Raw genomic sequence first — 19,444 nt, forward strand, 5'->3', positions numbered from 1 at the left:
GATATTTTATGGATCAGGCTGGCATTATTCGCGACCTATTAATCTGGCTGGAAGGTCATCTGGATCAGCCTTTGTCGCTTGACAATGTGGCGGCAAAAGCGGGCTATTCCAAGTGGCACCTGCAGAGAATGTTTAAGGACGTGACGGGCCATGCTATTGGCGCCTATATCCGCGCCCGTCGTTTATCGAAATCCGCAGTGGCGCTGCGCCTGACTGCGCGTCCAATTTTGGATATTGCGCTGCAATATCGCTTCGACTCTCAACAAACTTTTACTCGCGCATTCAAGAAACAATTTTCACAGACACCAGCGCTGTATCGCCGTTCACCGGAATGGAGTGCGTTTGGTATTCGCCCGCCAATGCGACTGGGTGAATTTGCGATGCCTGCGCACGAGTTCGTTACGCTGGAAGATACGCAACTGCTCGGCACCACGCAAAGCTATTCCTGCTCGCTGGAACAGATTTCAGATTTCCGTCATGAAATGCGTATTCAGTTCTGGCGCGACTTCCTTGCTCAGGCTCCGGCGATCCCGCCAGTGCTGTACGGGCTTAACGAAACGCGTCCGAGCATTGAAAAAGACGACGAACAGGAAGTGTTTTACACCACAGCACTGACGCCGGAACAGGCCAATGGCTATGTGCCGTCGGCGCAGCCTATCCTGTTACAGGGTGGCGAGTACGTGATGTTTACCTACGAAGGGCTGGGAACCGGCGTGCAAGAGTTTATCCTGACGGTTTACGGCACATGCATGCCGATGCTGAACCTGACGCGCCGTAAAGGACAGGATATCGAGCGATACTACCCGGCAGAAGATGCCAAAGCGGGAGATCGCCCGATCAACCTGCGCTGCGAATTCCTGATTCCGATTCGCCGCTAGCGCTGTAGTTCATCCAACGCAGGGGCGTCCAGATGTGAGATGTCCCCTGCCGTTTCAACCACCCATCCCGGCGCCAGCCATAAGCTTTCCTGGTAATCAACGCGAGAAATAGAACAGTTGCGCAGACGCAAGCGACGTTCAGCCCATGCCGGTAATCCCAGAATTGTGCTCACCAGGCAACCCAGCGCGATACCGTGGCTGACCAGCAGTGGACGACTTCCCGGCGGCAGCTCCAGACAGGATGCCAGCGCCGCATTGACGCGATCGCTCAGCTCCTGCATCGATTCCCCTTCCGGAATACGACCATCCACCGTGCCGTTCACCAACTGGCGACGCCAGCCCTCTTCCTCTGGCGTCAGCGTATCGATGTGACGTTTTTCCAGCACCCCCATATTCAGCTCACGCAGACGAGAATCATAGGTGATATCACAGCCGCAGGCCTGGGCGATGATTTCTGCGGTGCGTCGTGTACGACCAAGATCGCTACTGATGACATGCGTAATACCAAACGAGCGGGCGCGTTCTCCCACCTGCATGGCTTGTTGTTCACCTTTAGCGGTTAGTGGGCTGTCTGACTGGCCTTGAATACGTCGCTCGGCGTTCCACTGCGTTTCGCCATGGCGAACAAGGTATACCTGTAACATGCTTTTTTTCCGTTATATACTCGTCATACTTTGAGTAGACTCTGCGATGAATTTTCAAACTGAGCTTAATTATGCACAAGGTTATCTCTGCGACCACCAATCCTGCCAAAATTCAGGCAATTCTGCGGGCATTTGAAGAGATTTTCGGGGAAGGATCCTGCCATATTGAACCCGTCGCCGTCGAGAGTGGCGTGCCGGAACAACCTTTCGGAAACCAGGAAACGCGCACTGGCGCACGAAATCGCGTTGATAACGCTCGCCGCCTGCACCCGCAGGCTGATTTCTGGGTCGCCATTGAAGCAGGAATTGACGATGACGCCACCTTTAGTTGGGTGGTGATTGATAACGGCGTTCAGCGCGGTGAAGCTCGTTCAGCCACGCTGCCATTGCCTACTGTCATTCTCGACAGAGTCCGTAAAGGTGAAGCACTCGGCCCGGTGATGTCGGACTATACAGGTATTGATGAGATTGGCCGTAAAGAAGGCGCAATCGGCGTTTTTACCGCGGGCAAGCTGACGCGCTCAAGCGTCTATCACCAGGCGGTGATTCTGGCGCTCAGCCCGTTTCATAACGCGGTGTATTTATAGCATTGTGCCGGATGTTCAATCGTAGGCCGGATAAGGCAAAGCCGCATCCGGCGGATCAATGTTTCCCGAGCAACACCTGCTCCAGCCACTGACGCAAATCCACCGGTGCGGATTTGAGGCTGTTCGACCCCCGCGTAATAGTGGCAATTCCCGCCCCGAGCTCGTTTTTAAGCTCACGCTGACTCATCTCGCCGCGCAGCAGCTCTTCAATGATACGCACACGCGTGCCCAACGCTTCACGCTCATCCGGCGTTAACATCAAATTGAGCAGTGGCAGGTGTAAATCTTGTTCGTAGGCGTGTTTAAGCAGATCGACAAAACGTAACCACTCCTGGTGACGTTGTTCTGCCATCTCTGCTGAATAGGGTGATTGCTGAGTCATAAGATATCGCCATCGTTGCGGGGGAAGCGTGCTTGCTTCCCCCTTTTGTACTCTTTAACGAGTACGATAGCATAACACAATCGACACGATCAGTAACGACGTTGCCATTCTGCGTCGCTCATCAACTCCGGTTTATCGCCGAGGAAATAGCGATAGTACGCATCATAAGCCAGCACATTCTTCACGTAACCACGCGTCTCTGAGAATGGAATACTTTCGACAAACGCCACAGCATCAATGCGGCCAGCGCTATTGCCAAGCCAGGTGCGAACGCGTCCCGGACCGGCGTTATAGGCTGCCGACGCAAAGATGCGGTTATTGCCGAATTGCTGATATACGTACTGCAAATAGCTGGTACCAATGTTGATGTTGGTATCAGGATCCAGTAGCTGGCTCGGACTGCTGTAACCTGGAATCGAGAACATTTTCACCGTATGCGTCGCCGTGCCCGGCATAATCTGCATCAGCCCGCTGGCGCCGACCGGTGATTTCACTTTCGGGTTCCAGGCGCTTTCCTGACGCGCTATCGCCATCGCATAACTTGGCTGAATATCCTTGCCGCTGGTGTAACGGGTAAACAGATCTTTATAGGCCAATGGGAAGCGCTCTTCCAGATGATCCCACAGCTTACCGGCGATCGTCGCCTGAACGCTCAGATCCCACCAGTGATTGTTGAACGCGTAACGCGCCAACTGAGCCTGCTCGGACTTGGTACGGCTGGTAACCAGATTCGCCCATTCACTGCGCGCGGTATTATCCATGTTCCAGTACATTAGCTCGCGTACACGTGCCATTTCTGGCCCCTGAGTCAGCGCAGAATCAACGTTCGCTGGCGCTTTATCCACTTTCAGCTCGTACTCTTCGCCCAGGCGCTGTGCCGCCACCATCGGATAGAAACCACGCTGCTGCATGAGCTGGTGCAGGATCTCTTTGGCTTCCGCATCACGTCCGCGCTCCAGCAGCAGATCAGCCTGCCAGTAGCGCCACTCGTCTTTTTCTTTTGCTTCCATTGGCAGACGCGCCAGCCAGGTATTCAGGCCACGACGATCGCCGGTTCCCAGCGCCATGCGCACGCGGCGCTCCACAAGCGAGGTGGAATTGGAGCGCATAATCGCATCATCACGCCATTTGGCCTGCTCGTCGGTGACGTCATTGCCCATCAGACGCCAGGCAACAATATCGCGTAGCTCTTGGGTTTGCTCGTCATTAAGCTGTTGCGCCTGTACCAGGGACGGGATCATCAGGCGGGCGTTTTCCACATCCTGACGCGCCACGCTGGCAAAGGCGACCGCCGCCATCTGTCGGATGAAATCCGTGGCACCAGTGGTGCGAGCAAAAGTCATCACCGAATTCGGATCGTTGGCCAGCGAGATGATCGCAGAGGCAATGGTTTGGTATTGTGCGGGCATCTGTCCGGCCAGCGCCGTCACCAGACCGGTATTCCCGGCTTTCATCGCCAGACGAATACGCTCCAGATACGCCAGCGGATCCTGAGTGCCTGAGGCGCGCCATACGCCAAATAATTTGTCACAGGCATTCGGCTGACTTTTCCCGGTCAACCACAGCTCTTTCGCGCCCTGCCAGGCTTCTTCGGTTTGCCCGGTACTCCATTTCGCGAAGTAATAGTTACATTGCGCTTCCGTGGTACCCGGTTTTTCCGGGCTAAACGCCAGCAGTCCACGCCAGTCTTCGCGGCGCGCCAGTTCATTCACAAAACGCGATTGCAGAGTACGCGCCGGGGGCAGCGTCGGGTTGGCGCGCACAAAATTGGTGACGGTAATGGTCGGCTGATTCATCAGGTCGTCAGTGATCTGACGATATTCCAGATAGGGATACAGAGGATAGTTCTTCAGGCCGGGCATCATCTGCTCTACGACATCCATCTGTCGGTTATCCCAGGCCTGCTTAATTTGCGCATAGCGATTGCGCTGCTCATCCAGGGAGTCGGCTCGCGCCACCTGACTGACCGTCAGCAGACATACGCTGGCTGCCAGCAGGCGCCAGGTAAATTGATTGGCTTTGTCCACAAGCTCTTCCTCTTCTCATGTTACGTCTGTGCAGCATCATGCCGCTTAATTAATTCATGCTAACCAGACATTGCAGAATGCGCCACGTCACGGACACTTTTTTACTTTTGTTGCGAGTGGGATCTGCTGGCTGGGATTGAGCAATGAAAAAGGCTACACTTCGCCTTTGAAAACTCTATTCATCACTATAAAAGAGGCGAAGTCCACGTGGCTCAATTCGTTTATACCATGCATCGTGTCGGCAAAGTCGTTCCGCCGAAACGTCATATTCTTAAAAACATCTCACTGAGCTTCTTCCCTGGCGCCAAAATCGGTGTTCTCGGTCTGAACGGTGCGGGTAAATCTACCCTGCTGCGCATCATGGCCGGTATTGATACCGATATCGAAGGTGAAGCTCGCCCACAGCCAGGCATTAAAATCGGTTACCTGCCGCAGGAACCAAAACTGAACCCGGAACATACCGTTCGTGAATCCGTTGAAGAAGCGGTTGCCGAAGTGGTTAGTGCGCTGAAAGGTCTGGATGAAGTTTACGCCAAGTACGCCGAGCCGGACGCCGACTTCGATAAACTGGCCGCACAACAGGGCAAGTTTGAAGAAATTATCCAGGCGCACGACGGCCATAACCTGAACGTGCAGCTTGAGCGTGCCGCTGACGCCCTGCGTCTGCCGGACTGGGACGCTAAAATTGAGAATCTCTCCGGTGGTGAACGCCGCCGCGTTGCGCTGTGCCGCCTGCTGCTGGAAAAACCAGACATGCTGCTGCTCGACGAACCGACCAACCACCTGGATGCGGAATCCGTTGCGTGGCTGGAACGCTTCCTGCACGATTTCGAAGGCACCGTAGTGGCGATTACCCACGACCGTTACTTCCTCGACAACGTTGCGGGCTGGATCCTGGAGCTGGACCGTGGTGAAGGTATTCCGTGGGAAGGTAACTACTCTTCCTGGCTGGAGCAGAAAGATCAGCGTCTGGCCCAGGAAGCCTCTCAGGAAGCGGCTCGCCGTAAATCCATTGAGAAAGAGCTGGAGTGGGTGCGTCAGGGCGCTAAAGGTCGTCAGTCTAAGGGTAAAGCCCGTCTGGCACGCTTTGAAGAGCTGAACAACACCGAATACCAGAAACGTAACGAAACCAACGAACTGTTTATTCCACCTGGAGCACGTCTGGGCGATAAAGTCGTTGAAGTCACCAATCTGCGTAAATCCTACGGCGATCGCGTTCTGATCGACGATCTGACTTTCTCCGTACCGAAAGGCGCAATTGTCGGCATCATCGGTCCGAACGGCGCGGGTAAATCTACCCTGTTCCGTATGATGTCCGGTCAGGAACAGCCTGACAGCGGCACCATCACGCTGGGTGAAACCGTCAAACTGGCCTCCGTTGACCAGTTCCGTGACGCCATGGACAACAGCAAAACCGTGTGGGAAGAAGTTTCCGGCGGGCTGGATATCATGCGAATCGGCAACACCGAGATGCCAAGCCGTGCCTACGTGGGCCGCTTCAACTTCAAAGGTGTGGATCAGGGCAAACGCGTCGGCGAGCTGTCCGGTGGTGAGCGTGGTCGTCTGCACCTGGCGAAGCTGCTGCAGGTTGGCGGCAACATGCTGCTGCTCGATGAACCAACCAACGACCTGGATATCGAAACCCTGCGCGCGCTGGAAAACGCCCTGCTGGAATTCCCGGGCTGCGCGATGGTTATCTCGCACGACCGTTGGTTCCTCGACCGTATCGCCACCCACATTCTGGATTACCAGGATGAAGGTAAGGTTGAGTTCTTCGAAGGTAACTTTACCGAATACGAAGAGTACAAGAAACGTACGCTGGGCGCCGATGCGCTGGAGCCGAAACGTATTAAGTACAAGCGTATTTCTAAGTAATTAGCGTTAAGCGCCGGATGGCGGCGTCACGCCTTATCCGGCCTACGAGGTTAGTGCGACTTGTAGGTCGAATAAGCGCAGCGCCATCCTGTCTATGAGGTTAGTGCGACTTGTAGGCCGGATAAGCGCAGCGCCATCCTGTCTATGAGGTTAGTGCGACTTGTAGGCCGGATAAGCGCAGCGCATCCGGCATTAAAACCTACCTCTGCTCGCCCATCAACTCTTTCACCAACTCCACGCAGCGCAGGAAGCGACCGTCGTAGTCAGGCTCCTGAACGTGCACGAAATTGATATTGTTTTCCTGCAGCATCTCGACCAGCAGCGTCTGAAACGCTTTTCTGTCAACTGAGCTTCCAAGGCTGCGTAAGCCATCCGCCACCCACGGGGTGTTGTTTTCCAGCAGGATCACCAGGTCGAAGCGATACTCGTCAATAAGCGCTTGCACAAACGGGTGTTCACGCCCTTCATACTTTTTACAGAAGGCCTGAGTGGTCACGAAATCGGTGTCGATGAACGCCACTTTATTGGCGTACTTAACAGCAAAATCAATGTATTGCGCTTGTCCTAAGGCGATTTTATCGTAGTCAGAATACTGCAACGCCATCTCATCGCCGCCCAAATGGGAGAAGACATAATCACGCCCGTATTCCCACGCACTGGTGGTATTAAAAATATTGGCGAGCTTGTTCACCAGCGTCGATTTACCGCTCGACTCCCCGCCGAGGATCGCCACGGTGCGCACGAAAAACGGCTTCACTTCGGTCGGAATGTACTCCCAGTAGCGAAACGGGTTTTCACGGATTTGCCCGCCGCTGATGCTCATGAACGTCCGCTTAGGATCCACCAGCACGGTTTCGATCCCCAGATGTTCGAGATACTGCGGGGCATCTGATTCTTCAGAGGTGTAGATCCAGTTAGGCTGGATCCCTTTCTCCTGCATAAACGTTTTAATCCCGTTGCTCCACACGTCCCAGCCGTGCGGATACGGCTCCATGCCTTCTTCGTTGAAGGCATGAATACGGATATTTTTCTGATACTTAAAGGTTTGCAGCAGCCAGCGTAAACGATCGGGCACCGTAGGCTGTTGCGACATGGCACTGTCTTCAAACAGGCTGCGATCGCGCGTGTCGTCATAACCCATGATGATATGCAGTTCATCGACCTGACTACAGGCGCGCTGGATAAGATAGATATGGCCGGTGTGCAGCGGATAAAACTTGCCGAATACCACACCGATATTTTTCTGCTGGCGCGGAAACTCCAGACCGAGAAAGCGGTGCAACGCCTCCAGCTTCTGCGCGCTGGGGCTTTTGATTTTGGCATTCAGCAGTTGGCTTAGGTATCCCTTGGTCATGCCACTGGCATCCGCCACCTGTTGCAGGGTACAGCCCTTTTGCTTTATGGCGGTTTTCAGATATTCAAATGACACAAGAGCCTCCTGCTGGAAAAATCGCGTAACACTGCCTGATGGCGCTTCGCTTATCAGGCCTACAAAATCAGTATGTACGGGTATTTGATTATAGGTCGTCAAACACGCTTAACGCATCCGCAAGCTTCTTAACGCCAAAGACCTGCATGCCTTCCGGTACTTTTTTCGGTACGTTAGCGGCAGGGACAATCGCCCGGCGAAAGCCGTGCTTCGCCGCTTCCGAAATACGCTCCTGCCCGCTGGGTACCGGACGGATTTCGCCCGCCAACCCCACTTCGCCAAAGACCACTAAATCCTGTGGCAGCGGTCTGTCACGCAGGCTGGAGACCATTGCCAGCAGCAACGCCAGGTCGGCGCTGGTTTCGGTGACTTTTACGCCGCCGACTACGTTAACAAACACGTCCTGATCCGCCATCTGCAAGCCACCGTGACGATGCAGCACCGCCAGCAGAATAGCCAGACGGTTCTGTTCCAGACCGACCGCCACGCGACGCGGGTTCGCCATCATTGAGTGATCGACCAGCGCCTGAATCTCTACCAGCAGCGGGCGCGTACCTTCCCAGACCACCATCACCGAACTGCCGGAGGTGACCTCATCGCCACGGCTTAAGAAGATAGCGGAAGGGTTGCTGACTTCACGCAGGCCCTGTTCGGTCATAGCAAAGACGCCCAGTTCGTTCACCGCGCCAAAGCGGTTTTTATGGCTACGCAGAGTACGGAAACGGGAATCGGCGTCACCGTCGAGCAGTACCGAACAGTCAATACAGTGTTCGAGCACCTTCGGCCCGGCCAGCGAGCCGTCTTTGGTGACGTGGCCGACCATGACAATCGCCACGCCGCGCGTTTTGGCAAAGCGCGTCAGGTAAGCCGCCGTTTCACGCACCTGCGCCACGCTGCCCGGCGAAGACTGAATATCCGCCATGTGCATTACCTGAATGGAGTCGATCACCATCAGCTTCGGCTGTTCTTCTTCGGCAATCAGGCAAATTTGTTCGATACTGGTTTCCGACAGCATATTCAGATTCGCTGTCGGCAAACCGAGCCGGTGCGCACGCATCGCCACCTGCTGCAGTGACTCTTCACCGGTGACGTACAGAGTTTTCATCTGCTCAGCAAGCTTGCACAGCGTTTGCAGCAGCAGCGTTGATTTCCCCGCGCCGGGGTTACCGCCAATCAGAATAGCGCTGCCGGGTACCACACCACCGCCCAGCACGCGGTCAAACTCTTTAAATCCAGTGGAAAAACGCGGTAGTTCTTCAAGGCTGATGTCAGACAGCTTCTGCACTTTTGCCACGCCTGCATTCCCGGCATAGCCACTGAGCCGCTCGTTACGCGCCACCGTTGGCGATGCGGCAAGGCGCACCTCGGTAATGGTATTCCAGGCCTGACAGGCGCTGCATTGCCCCTGCCAGCGCGGGTAATCGGCCCCGCATTCATTACAAACAAAGGCGCGTTTTGGAGCTTTGGCCACGTTTTACCTCTTTCGTTAACGCTTTTGCCGGATGGCGCAGGCGCTTATCCGGCATACGGACACCTTGCCATCGGGCAATTTAATCATTTCTGGTTCATGCTGCCGGAGAGAATGCAGAACACGCCCATCAGGTCAGCGTGGCGGATAGTAATCTCCGTCTTTTCATTCACTTTCGGTTTAGCATGATACGCAATACCCAGCCCAGCCGTTTTGATCATCGGCAGATCGTTAGCACCGTCGCCGATCGCCACCGTCTGCGCCATCGGGATCTCATATTCTTGTGCCAGGCGGGTCAGGGTATTGGCTTTGTACTGGGCATCGACGATATCGCCGATCACGTTGCCGGTAAATTTACCGTCCATGATCTCCAGCTCGTTTGCCACAGCCGCCGTCAGACGCAGTTTATTACGCAGGTAATCGGCAAAGAAGGTAAAGCCGCCAGAGGCAATAGCCACTTTCCAGCCGAGCGTCTCCAGTTTTAACACCAGCTGTGTCAGGCCTGGCATCAGCGGTAGCGTTTCGCGCACCTGGTGCAGAATATTGGCATCAGCACCCTTCAGCGTCGCCACGCGACTACGCAGGCTGGCGGTAAAGTCCAGTTCGCCGCGCATTGCGCGTTCCGTGACTTCCGCAACCATCTCACCGGTTCCAGCCAGTTTAGCAATTTCATCAATGCATTCGATCTGGATTGCCGTTGAGTCCATGTCCATCACCAGTAAACCCGGTGTGCGCAGATGCGGAATTTTGCCTAACGGGGCAACATCCAGTTTGGCATCATGCGCCAGTTTTGCCGCGCGCGGCGTTAACGAACCCGCCAGGCGAATCACCTGATAATCCTCGACGCACCAGGCAGCAACAATCACCATCGCTGCACCCAGTTTGCTCTGGTATTGCGTTAAACGTTGTTTATCCAGCCCACGACCGTACAGCAGCCAGCCACTGCGGCCCGCGTGGTAGTCCAGCGGCATGACTTCATCGCCACTTAAAGAGAGAGGCAGACCTGGCCACAGAGAAACATCTTCAGGTAGATCGCACCAGGTTATGTTAGGCATTAAAGCTCCTGTAAAATCGTTCGGGTCGGAATCATCAGGGGAAAATAACGCATGAGGCTACCCTGTAACCAGCGCTTCTGGCAACATTAAGTCTCAAATTTTCAGCAGGTGGAATATGGCTCGTGCAAAACTGAAATTCCGACTTCATCGTGCAGTGATTGTATTGTTCTGTCTTGCGCTGCTCGTCGCCCTGATGCAGGGCGCATCCTGGTTTAGTCAAAGTCACCAGCAGCAGCGTAATCCGCAGCTCGAAGAGCTGGCCCGTACGCTGGCCCGCCAGGTGGCGCTAAATGTTGCTCCGCTAATGCGTACCGAAACGCCGGATGAAAAACGCATCAAAGCGGTACTCACACAGCTGACGGAAAGTAGCCGTATTCTGGACGCTGGCGTGTACGATGAACAGGGAGACCTGATTACCCGTACCGGCGAGAGCGTCAACGTTCGTGACCGACTGGCGCTCGACGGCAAAAAAGCCGGGGGTTATTTTAACCAGCAGATTGTCGAACCCATTCAGGGGAAAAATGGTCCGCTGGGCTATTTGCGTCTGACGCTGGATACCCACACCCTCGCCACCGAGGCGAAGCAGGTAGATAACACCACCAATATCTTACGCCTGATGCTGCTGCTGGCGCTGGCGATTGGCGTCGTGCTCACCCGTACCTTATTGCAAGGCAAGCGTACCCGCTGGCAGCAATCCCCTTTCCTGTTGACCGCCAACAAACCGGTGCAGGAAGAAGACAACGAGAAAAAAGAGTAAAAGCAGTAAAAACTGTAAAACAGAAGGGAAATCAACCATGACTACACTACGCCTGCTTATCTCAGACTCTTACGATCCGTGGTTTAACCTCGCGGTCGAAGAGTGCATTTTTCGCCAGATGCCCGCCACGCAGCGCGTCCTGTTCTTGTGGCGTAACGCCGATACGGTGGTGATTGGCCGGGCGCAAAATCCGTGGAAAGAGTGTAATACCCGCCGTATGGAGGAAGACAACGTGCGGCTCGCCCGCCGTAGCAGCGGCGGCGGCGCGGTGTTCCATGACTTAGGCAATACCTGCTTTACCTTTATGGCCGGTAAACCGGAATACGACAAAACCATTTCCACCGCGATTGTCCTCAACACATTGAATTCTCTGGGTGTGACGGCAGATGCCTCCGGGCGTAACGATCTGGTTGTGAAAACGCCAGACGGCGATCGCAAGGTTTCAGGCTCTGCTTATCGGGAAACGAAAGATCGCGGCTTCCACCACGGCACGCTGCTGCTAAATGCCGATCTCAGCCGCCTGGCAAATTATCTCAATCCCGACAAAAAGAAACTCGCGGCAAAGGGGATCACCTCTGTCCGCTCACGGGTGGCGAATTTGACGGAGCTGTTAACGGGCATCACCCATGAACAGGTCTGTCAGGCCATCACGGAAGCCTTTTTTGCTCATTATGGCGAACGCGTTGAAGCGGAAGTGATCTCACCGGATAAAACGCCGGACCTGCCAAATTTTGCCGAAACCTTTGCCCGCCAGAGCAGTTGGGAATGGAATTTTGGTCAGGCACCTGCTTTCTCGCATCTGCTGGACGAGCGTTTCACCTGGGGTGGCGTTGAGCTGCATTTCGACGTCGAAAAAGGTCATATCACGCGCACACAGGTGTTTACCGACAGTCTCAATCCCGCGCCGTTAGAAGCGCTGGCGGAGCGGCTACAGGGCTGCCAGTATCGCGCCGATGTTTTACAGCAGACTTGCGAAGCGCTGGTTACGGAATATCCGGATCAGGAAAACGAGCTGCGTGAACTGGCAGCGTGGGTGGCGAAGGCCGTGCGTTAAGCGATTAGTGGCGAATTGCCGGATGGCGGCTGCGCCTTATCCGGCCTACAAGACCGCTCCTGTAGGCCTGACAAGCGAAGCGCCATCAGGCATTAATAGCGGCATTTCCGTAGGCCCGGTAAGCGAAGCGCCACCGGGCCACAACAACCCTTACTCTTTATCGCCCAGCAGAACGGATTCCAGCGCGATTTTGATCATGTCGTTGAAGGTCGTCTGACGTTCAGCGGCAGTGGTCTGCTCGTGAGTACGGATATGGTCGGAAACGGTGCAGATGGTCAGCGCTTTTGCACCAAATTCCGCAGCAACACCGTAGATGCCCGCCGCTTCCATTTCCACGCCCAGCACGCCGTATTTTTCCATCACGTCGAACATTTCACCGTCCGGAGAGTAGAACAGGTCAGCAGAGAACAGGTTGCCCACGCGCGCGTCTACACCCAGTGCTTTTGCCGCATCAACCGCGTTACGCACCATGTCGAAGTCAGCAATAGCAGCGAAGTCATGATCTTTAAAACGGATACGGTTAACTTTGGAGTCGGTGCAAGCGCCCATACCGATAACCACGTCACGCAGTTTAACGTCCATACGCACAGCGCCGCAGGAGCCTACGCGAATGATTTTCTTCACGCCGAAATCGGTGATCAGCTCTTTGGTGTAGATGGAGCAGGACGGGATACCCATACCGTGACCCATAACGGAGATCTTACGGCCTTTGTAAGTACCGGTGAAACCTAACATGCCGCGAACGTTGTTCACTTCACGAACATCTTCGAGGAAAGTTTCAGCAATATGCTTTGCACGCAGCGGGTCGCCCGGCATCAATACGACGTCAGCGAAATCACCCATTTCTGCATTAATATGTGGAGTTGCCATTTTTTGTCCTTATTTCGTTGTTATTACCTGATGGCGGCCACGCCTTATCAGGCCTACAAAACGTATGCAAAACAGTGAAATACCCTAAGGATTTCGCGTTGTAGGAAGGCGACGAATTCGTGAATCCCCGGGAGCATAGATTCACTATGTGACCGGGGTGAGCGAATGAAGTCAACGCATCTACAGCGCGAAAGACAACGGGTATTACAGCATGTTTTTACCGTAGTCCATCGGTGACGTACCAAAGTAGCTCGCCAGCGTCTGACCGATATCCGCGAAGGTTTCACGGTGACCTAAAGAACCTGGTTTCACTTTCGGGCCGTAGACCAGTACCGGGATGTGTTCACGGGTGTGGTCAGTGCCGGTCCAGCTTGGGTCGCAGCCGTGGTCAGCGGTCAGGATCAGAATGTCATCTTCACCCACCAGCTCCATCAGCTCAGGCAGACGGCGGTCGAACAGTTCCAGACCCGCAGCATAACCGGCGATATCGCGACGATGTCCCCAGGAAGAGTCGAAATCAACGAAGTTGGTGAAGACGATGGTCTTATCACCTGCTTCTTTCATCTCTTTGATGGTGGCGTCGAACAGCGCGTCCAGACCGGTGGCTTTCACTTTTTTGGTGATGCCGCAGTTAGCGTAGATATCCGCAATTTTACCGACGGAAACCACGTGACCGTCTTTTTCGTCGACCAGTTTCTGCAGCACGGTCGGTGCTGGCGGCTCAACGGCCAGGTCGTGACGGTTACCGGTACGCTGGAAGTTACCGGCTTTATCACCGATAAACGGACGTGCGATAACACGACCGATGTTGTAACCACCTTCGGTCAGCTCTTCACGTGCGATTTCGCACAGCTCGTAGAGTTTATCCAGGCCAAACGTCTCTTCGTGGCAGGCAATCTGGAACACGGAGTCAGCGGAGGTATAGAAAATCGGCTTGCCGGTTTTCATATGCTCTTCACCCAGCTGATCCAGGATCACGGTACCGGAAGAGTGGCAGTTGCCGAGGTAGCCTGGCAGGTTGGCACGTTTTACCAGTTTATCCAGCAGTTCCTGCGGGAAGCTGTTTTCATGATCGGAGAAATAACCCCAATCAAACAGAACCGGGACACCCGCGATTTCCCAGTGGCCAGACGGCGTGTCTTTCCCGGAAGAAAGTTCATGCGCCCATGCGTAGGCACCAATCACTTCCGCGTTACCGTCCATACCAGCAGCAATTTTACCGGTAGAACCTTCGTGAGCTTTCACCAGGCCCAGACGGGTCAGGTTAGGCAGATTCAGTGGACCTTTGCGACCATTGTCAGCCTCACCTTTCGCACAGGCTTCTGCAATGTGTCCCATAGTGTCTGAACCTACGTCGCCAAAGCGATCCGCATCTTCAGTCGCACCAATACCAAAGGAGTCCAGCACCATAATAAATGCACGTTTCATCTTGTTCTCCATACATCTGCGCCGCAAAAAAGCGATCAGATCAGTATACAGTTATTCGGTAATACGACGATAGACTGTCGGTGTAATTTCTGGCGCTTTATCGTCAAGGCTAATTGCCGCTTTGACCGCTTTCGCCGCTTCCTGCCAGCTGGCTTCGTCTTTCGCGTGGATCACCGCCAGCGGGCGTTGTCCGTCTACGCTGTCGCCCAGACGCGCCATATCGCTAAAGCCAACGCTGTAATCAATGGTGTCCGAAGCCTGACGACGACCGCCGCCCATGGAAACGACCGCCATCCCCAGCGCGCGGGTATCCATCGCGCTGACAAAGCCTTCGGTATCAGCATATACCGCTTTGCTGAGCATTGCCGTCGGCAGGTACTTCGCATAATTTTCGACGAAATCGGTCGGGCCTTTTTGCGCCGCAACCATGCGACCAAAAATCTCTGCCGCTTTACCGTTGTCCAGCACCGCCTGCAATTTCGCACGGGCTTCGGCGTCATCTTTCGCCAGATTACCGGAGATCAGCATTTCCACGCACAGCGCCATGGTGACGTCTAACAGACGTGGATTGCGGTATTCACCGGTCAGGAACTGCACCGCTTCGCGAACTTCGACCGCGTTACCTGCGCTGGAGGCCAGCACCTGGTTCATATCGGTTAACAGCGCAGTGGTACGTACACCCGCACCGTTTGCCACACCGACAATCGCTTCAGCAAGAGCTTCAGAAAGCTCGTAGGTCGGCATAAAGGCGCCGCTGCCCACTTTCACATCCATCACTAGCGCATCCAGCCCTTCCGCCAGTTTTTTCGCCAGAATGGAACCGGTAATCAGCGGGATGGAATCCACCGTCGCGGTAATATCGCGGGTGGCATAAAAACGTTTATCCGCCGGTGCGAGCGAGCTGGTTTGCCCAATAATCGCCACACCCACGTCTTTAATAATTTCACGGAAGCGCGCGTCGTCCGGGAAGATGTCAAATCCAGGAATCGCTTCCAGTTTATCGAGCGTACCGCCGGTATGCCCCAGGCCACGCCCGGAGATCATCGGAATATAGCCGCCGCACGCTGCGACCATCGGGCCTAACATCAGTGACGTTACGTCACCTACACCGCCGGTAGAGTGTTTATCCACAATCGGGCCGTTCAGCTGCAGGCTTTTCCAGTCCAGCACGGTTCCTGAATCACGCATTGCCATGGTCAGCGAAACTCGCTCAGGCATTGTCATATCGTGGAAGAAAATGGTCATCGCCAGGGCGGCGATTTGCCCTTCAGAGATGGTGTTGTCGCGAATACCATTGATAAAGAAACGAATTTCTTCATCGCTCAGCGCATGACCATCACGTTTTTTACGAATAATTTCTTGTGCGAGAAACACGGTAACCCCCAGGGGAAAAGAGTAGAAGGCCGTTGTAGGCCGGGTAAGCAACGCGCCACCCGGCAGTCGTCTTAATGCCGGATGGCGGCTACGCCTTATCCGGCCTACGTCGCTACAGCTCCGGCAATATAAGGCTTAGTAGCTGCTTGCGCTCTTGCCGTCGCCGTGACCCAGCGCTTTCAGCAGGCTCGCCAGCAGGCTGGATGCGCCAAAACGGTAGTGACGAGAATCAGCCCAGTCAGCGCCAAACAGTTCATCGGCAATCGCCAGGAACTGCTGTGCATCTTCTGCAGTGCGCACGCCACCAGCCGGTTTGAAACCTACAGTTTTAGAAACACCCATGTCGCGGATCACTTCCATCATGATGCGTGCGCTTTCCGGCGTCGCATTGACCGGCACTTTACCGGTAGAGGTTTTGATGAAATCAGCACCGGCTTTGATGGAGATTTCAGACGCTTTGCGAATCAGTGCTTCTTCTTTCAACTCACCGGTTTCGATGATGACTTTTAGCAGCACGTTTGCCGCCGCACATGCGTCTTTGCAGGCTTTAACCAGATCGAAACCAATCTGCTCGTTACCGGCGATCAGCGCACGGTACGGGAACACCACGTCAACTTCATCTGCGCCGTAAGCAATCGCCGCGCGGGTTTCAGCCAGCGCAATCTCGATGTCGTCGTTGCCATGCGGGAAGTTGGTTACGGTTGCAATGCGGATGTCCGGCGTGCCCTGCTCTTTCAGGGTCTTACGCGCAATAGGGATGAAACGCGGATAGATACAGATTGCGGCAGTGTTGCCAACCGGGGTCTTCGCCTGATGACACAGCGCGATCACTTTTTCATTGGTGTCGTCATCATTCAGGGTAGTCAGGTCCATCAGTTTCAGTGCACGCAGGCTGCTTGCTGTTAAATCGGTCATAACATTCTCCAACGGCATCGCCGTATAAAATTTCACCTTGCGAGTTTGTTAGTATTCTAACATCCGCTCGCTATTACACTTCGATATACATCACAGTTAATGAAAACCACATACAGATTTGCATTACTCTAATGAGATCTACTTCAAATAAATCACCTTTTCTAAAGGGATGCGGTGGCATCAGGCGCATCCGGATCAAAGGTTGCGGCGGCGTTGCTTTCTACAATGGCGTTACACCTTCGGGATAAAAAGGAATCAACGATGCCCACTTCAAGCGAACTCGCGCTGCAACAGCGTTGCCAACAAATCGTGACCAGCCCAGTGCTCAGCCCTGAGCAGAAACGCCACTTTCTGGCGCTGGAAGCTGAAAACGCGCTGCCTTACCCGCAACTGCCTGCACAGGCACGTCAGGCGCTGGATGATGGGGTAATCTGCGATATGTACGAAGGTCATGCCCCGTTCAAACCGCGCTATGTTTTACCCGATTACGCGCGTTTTCTGGCCAATGGCTCATCGTGGCTGGAGCTGGAAGGTGCCAGGGATCTTGATGACGCGTTATCCTTACTCACTATTCTTTACCACCATGTTCCGTCAGTGACGTCGATGCCGGTTTATCTCGGTCAGCTCGATGCCCTGCTGCAACCGTATGTTAGAATTCTAACACAAGACGAGATCGATATTCGAATAAAACGTTTCTGGCGTTATCTCGACAGAACCCTGCCAGACGCGTTTATGCATGCCAATATCGGCCCCGCCGATACACCAGTCACCCGTGCAATTTTACGCGCAGATGCAGAGTTAAAGCAGGTTTCGCCTAATCTGACATTCATTTATGACCCGCAAATCACACCTGACGATCTGCTGCTCAACGTGGCGCAAAATATCTGCGAGTGCAGTAAGCCGCATATTTCCAACGGCCCTGAAAATGATAAAATTTTCACAAAATGTCAGTATGGCGTCGTCAGTTGTTACAACTCTTTGCCGCTCGCCGGGGGTGGAAGCACGCTGGTCAGGCTTAATCTGAAAGCCATCGCAGAGCGCAGCACCTCTGTCGATGACTTCTTTACGCGCACCCTACCGCACTACTGCCAGCAGCAAATCGCCATCATTGATTCACGATGTGAATTTCTCTATGAGAAATCACATTTCTTTGAGAATAGCTTCCTCGTGCAGGAAGGGTTGATTGATCCCGAACGTTTTGTGCCTATGTTCGGGATGTATGGTCTGGCGGAGGCGGTGAACCTGCTGTGCGATAAGGCGGGACAGAATGCGCGCTATGGGAAAGATGAGTTCGCCAATCAGCTCGGCTATCGTATTAGCGCCTACCTGGCGGAGTTTGTCGAAAACACCCCGGTGAAATATGGCTGGAAGCAGCGCGCGATGCTGCATGCACAGTCGGGGATCAGTTCTGACATCGGCACCACGCCAGGTGCACGTCTGCCTTACGGCGATGAGCCGGACCCGATCACCCATCTGCAAACCGTCGCGCCACATCACGCGTTTTATCACGCCGGGATCAGCGACATTCTCACGCTGGATGAAACCATCAAGCGTAATCCTCAGGCGCTGGTGCAGTTGTGCCTCGGGGCGTTTAAAGCCGGAATGCGCGAGTTTACCGCCAACGTGAGCGGCAACGATTTGGTTCGCGTTACGGGTTATATGGTGCGCCTGTCGGATCTGGAAAAGTATCGCGCCGAAGGGTCACGAACCAACACCACCTGGCTTGGCGAAGAAGCCGCGCGCAATACGCGCATTCTGGAACGACAACCTCGTGTGATTAGCCATGAACAGCAAATGCGCTTTAGTCAGTAGGCTTATTCCTTTCTCCTGCGTCGACGGGCCGGGCAGTCGTCTGGCTCTGTTTCTGCAAGGATGTAATCTGCGCTGTAAAAATTGCCACAATCCGTGGACGATGGGACGCTGCAACGACTGCGGGGAGTGTGTGCTGCATTGCCCGCATGAGGCGCTGAGCCTGAGCGCGGGGAAAGTGTGGTGGCAGTCCGATATGTGTCAGCAGTGTGACACCTGCCTGCACATGTGCCCCCAGCAGGCCACGCCGATGGCGCAGAGTATGAGCGTTGATGAAGTGCTGCAACATATTCGTAAAGCGTCACTGTTTATCGAAGGGATAACCGTTAGTGGCGGTGAAGCGACTACCCAGCTCCCCTTTATTGTGGCGCTATTTACCGCGATAAAAACCGATCCGCAGTTGCAACACCTGACCTGCATGGTCGACAGCAACGGCATGCTGAGCGAAACCGGCTGGCAGAAGCTGCTGCCGGTGTGCGACGGCGTAATGCTGGATTTAAAAGCCTGGGACAGCACGTGTCATCGGCAGCTTACCGGCCGCGATAACACGCTGATTAAACAAAGCATTACCTTTTTGTCCAGGCAGAGAAAACTGGCGGAACTCCGCCTGCTGGTTATTCCTGGTCAGGAAGATTATCTACAGCATATCGATGCGCTGGCGACGTTTATCAAACGCACCGGTGACGTACCGGTACGGCTGAATGCCTTTCATGCGCACGGGGTGTATGGCGAAGCGAAGGACTGGCCGAGCGCCACGCCGAAGGATGTGGAACACCTGGCGCAAAGATTGCGCGAGCGCGGGGTGGATAATTTGATCTTCCCGGCGCTGTACCTGTGATTGCCGGATGCGGCTACATCATTTGCAGGCCGGAGAAAACACAGCAGCCATCCG

At 54.5% G+C, this 19,444-nt stretch carries 17 protein-coding genes; 7 read left to right on the top strand and 10 right to left on the bottom strand.

Features of this window, described 5'->3' with window-relative positions:
* Positions 1-8: 8 nt before the first annotated feature.
* Positions 9-878, top strand: coding sequence for an MDR efflux pump AcrAB transcriptional activator RobA (gene robA, locus OGX90_RS15675; protein ID WP_048214985.1), 870 nt, complete (start codon positions 9-11; stop codon positions 876-878).
* Here robA and gpmB read toward each other — a convergent pair.
* The gene (gpmB, locus tag OGX90_RS15680; protein WP_003019006.1) at positions 875-1,522 is read right to left on the bottom strand and encodes a 2,3-diphosphoglycerate-dependent phosphoglycerate mutase GpmB; all 648 of its coding nucleotides are present in this window, start codon (positions 1,520-1,522) and stop codon (positions 875-877) included. The two genes, robA and gpmB, sit on opposite strands and share 4 nt — an antisense overlap.
* A 71-nt stretch (positions 1,523-1,593) precedes the next feature.
* On the opposite strand from gpmB, the gene yjjX reads away from it, so the two are divergent.
* A complete protein-coding gene (yjjX, locus tag OGX90_RS15685; RefSeq protein ID WP_048214986.1) occupies positions 1,594-2,109 on the top strand; it encodes an inosine/xanthosine triphosphatase in 516 nt (171 codons plus the stop codon).
* 55 nt (positions 2,110-2,164) lie between these two features.
* Here the strand turns inward: yjjX and trpR are convergent, their stop codons facing one another.
* Both trpR and sltY read right to left on the bottom strand, forming a co-directional pair.
* Positions 2,165-2,491 carry a trp operon repressor gene (trpR, locus tag OGX90_RS15690; RefSeq protein ID WP_008786138.1) on the bottom strand — a complete coding sequence of 109 codons (327 nt, stop codon included), beginning with the start codon at positions 2,489-2,491 and terminating at the stop codon, positions 2,165-2,167.
* Between the two features lie 89 nt (positions 2,492-2,580).
* Positions 2,581-4,518 (bottom strand): murein transglycosylase, encoded by a 1,938-nt coding sequence (gene sltY / locus OGX90_RS15695; protein WP_286624223.1) that lies wholly within the window; start codon positions 4,516-4,518, stop codon positions 2,581-2,583.
* A gap of 207 nt (positions 4,519-4,725) precedes the next feature.
* On the opposite strand from sltY, the gene ettA reads away from it, so the two are divergent.
* Positions 4,726-6,393, top strand: a complete 1,668-nt coding sequence (gene ettA, locus OGX90_RS15700; protein WP_032942320.1) for an energy-dependent translational throttle protein EttA — start codon at positions 4,726-4,728, stop codon at positions 6,391-6,393.
* A gap of 199 nt (positions 6,394-6,592) precedes the next feature.
* Here the strand turns inward: ettA and nadR are convergent, their stop codons facing one another.
* The 3 genes from nadR to serB all read right to left on the bottom strand — a co-directional run bounded on the left by nadR (position 6,593) and on the right by serB (position 10,345).
* Complete coding sequence (nadR, locus tag OGX90_RS15705) at positions 6,593-7,822, bottom strand: multifunctional transcriptional regulator/nicotinamide-nucleotide adenylyltransferase/ribosylnicotinamide kinase NadR (protein ID WP_003829942.1); 1,230 nt, start codon at positions 7,820-7,822, stop codon at positions 6,593-6,595.
* Positions 7,823-7,910: 88 nt separating this feature from the next.
* Entirely contained in the window at positions 7,911-9,293 is a 1,383-nt protein-coding gene (radA, locus tag OGX90_RS15710; protein WP_003829944.1) for a DNA repair protein RadA, read from the bottom strand.
* 83 nt (positions 9,294-9,376) lie between these two features.
* The gene (serB, locus tag OGX90_RS15715; protein WP_003829946.1) at positions 9,377-10,345 is read right to left on the bottom strand and encodes a phosphoserine phosphatase; all 969 of its coding nucleotides are present in this window, start codon (positions 10,343-10,345) and stop codon (positions 9,377-9,379) included.
* Between the two features lie 115 nt (positions 10,346-10,460).
* Between serB and OGX90_RS15720 the strand changes: the two genes are divergently transcribed.
* A complete protein-coding gene (locus OGX90_RS15720; protein ID WP_003829948.1) occupies positions 10,461-11,102 on the top strand; it encodes a YtjB family periplasmic protein in 642 nt (213 codons plus the stop codon).
* Between the two features lie 37 nt (positions 11,103-11,139).
* On the top strand, positions 11,140-12,156 hold the full coding sequence (lplA, locus tag OGX90_RS15725; RefSeq protein ID WP_234692562.1) for a lipoate--protein ligase: 1,017 nt from the start codon (positions 11,140-11,142) through the stop codon (positions 12,154-12,156).
* A gap of 150 nt (positions 12,157-12,306) precedes the next feature.
* On the opposite strand, the gene deoD is transcribed toward lplA, so the two are convergent.
* The 4 genes from deoD to deoC all read right to left on the bottom strand — a co-directional run bounded on the left by deoD (position 12,307) and on the right by deoC (position 16,743).
* Positions 12,307-13,026 carry a purine-nucleoside phosphorylase gene (gene deoD, locus OGX90_RS15730; RefSeq protein ID WP_000224864.1) on the bottom strand — a complete coding sequence of 240 codons (720 nt, stop codon included), beginning with the start codon at positions 13,024-13,026 and terminating at the stop codon, positions 12,307-12,309.
* A 204-nt stretch (positions 13,027-13,230) separates the two neighbouring features.
* Positions 13,231-14,454 (bottom strand): phosphopentomutase, encoded by a 1,224-nt coding sequence (gene deoB / locus OGX90_RS15735; RefSeq protein WP_003019037.1) that lies wholly within the window; start codon positions 14,452-14,454, stop codon positions 13,231-13,233.
* 51 nt (positions 14,455-14,505) lie between these two features.
* Positions 14,506-15,828, bottom strand: a complete 1,323-nt coding sequence (gene deoA / locus OGX90_RS15740) for a thymidine phosphorylase (RefSeq protein WP_016151609.1) — start codon at positions 15,826-15,828, stop codon at positions 14,506-14,508.
* A gap of 135 nt (positions 15,829-15,963) precedes the next feature.
* On the bottom strand, positions 15,964-16,743 hold the full coding sequence (gene deoC / locus OGX90_RS15745) for a deoxyribose-phosphate aldolase (protein WP_003019042.1): 780 nt from the start codon (positions 16,741-16,743) through the stop codon (positions 15,964-15,966).
* A 261-nt stretch (positions 16,744-17,004) separates the two neighbouring features.
* On the opposite strand from deoC, the gene OGX90_RS15750 reads away from it, so the two are divergent.
* On the top strand, positions 17,005-18,555 hold the full coding sequence (locus tag OGX90_RS15750; RefSeq protein ID WP_286611527.1) for a YjjI family glycine radical enzyme: 1,551 nt from the start codon (positions 17,005-17,007) through the stop codon (positions 18,553-18,555).
* A complete protein-coding gene (locus tag OGX90_RS15755; RefSeq protein ID WP_286624226.1) occupies positions 18,527-19,390 on the top strand; it encodes a YjjW family glycine radical enzyme activase in 864 nt (287 codons plus the stop codon). Before OGX90_RS15750 ends, OGX90_RS15755 begins: the two co-directional genes overlap by 29 nt.
* The last annotated feature ends 54 nt before the right edge of the window (positions 19,391-19,444 follow it).

Origin of the sequence: Citrobacter sp. Cpo012, assembly GCF_030333015.1 — a bacterium.
In the GTDB taxonomy this organism is placed as follows: domain Bacteria; phylum Pseudomonadota; class Gammaproteobacteria; order Enterobacterales; family Enterobacteriaceae; genus Citrobacter; species Citrobacter portucalensis.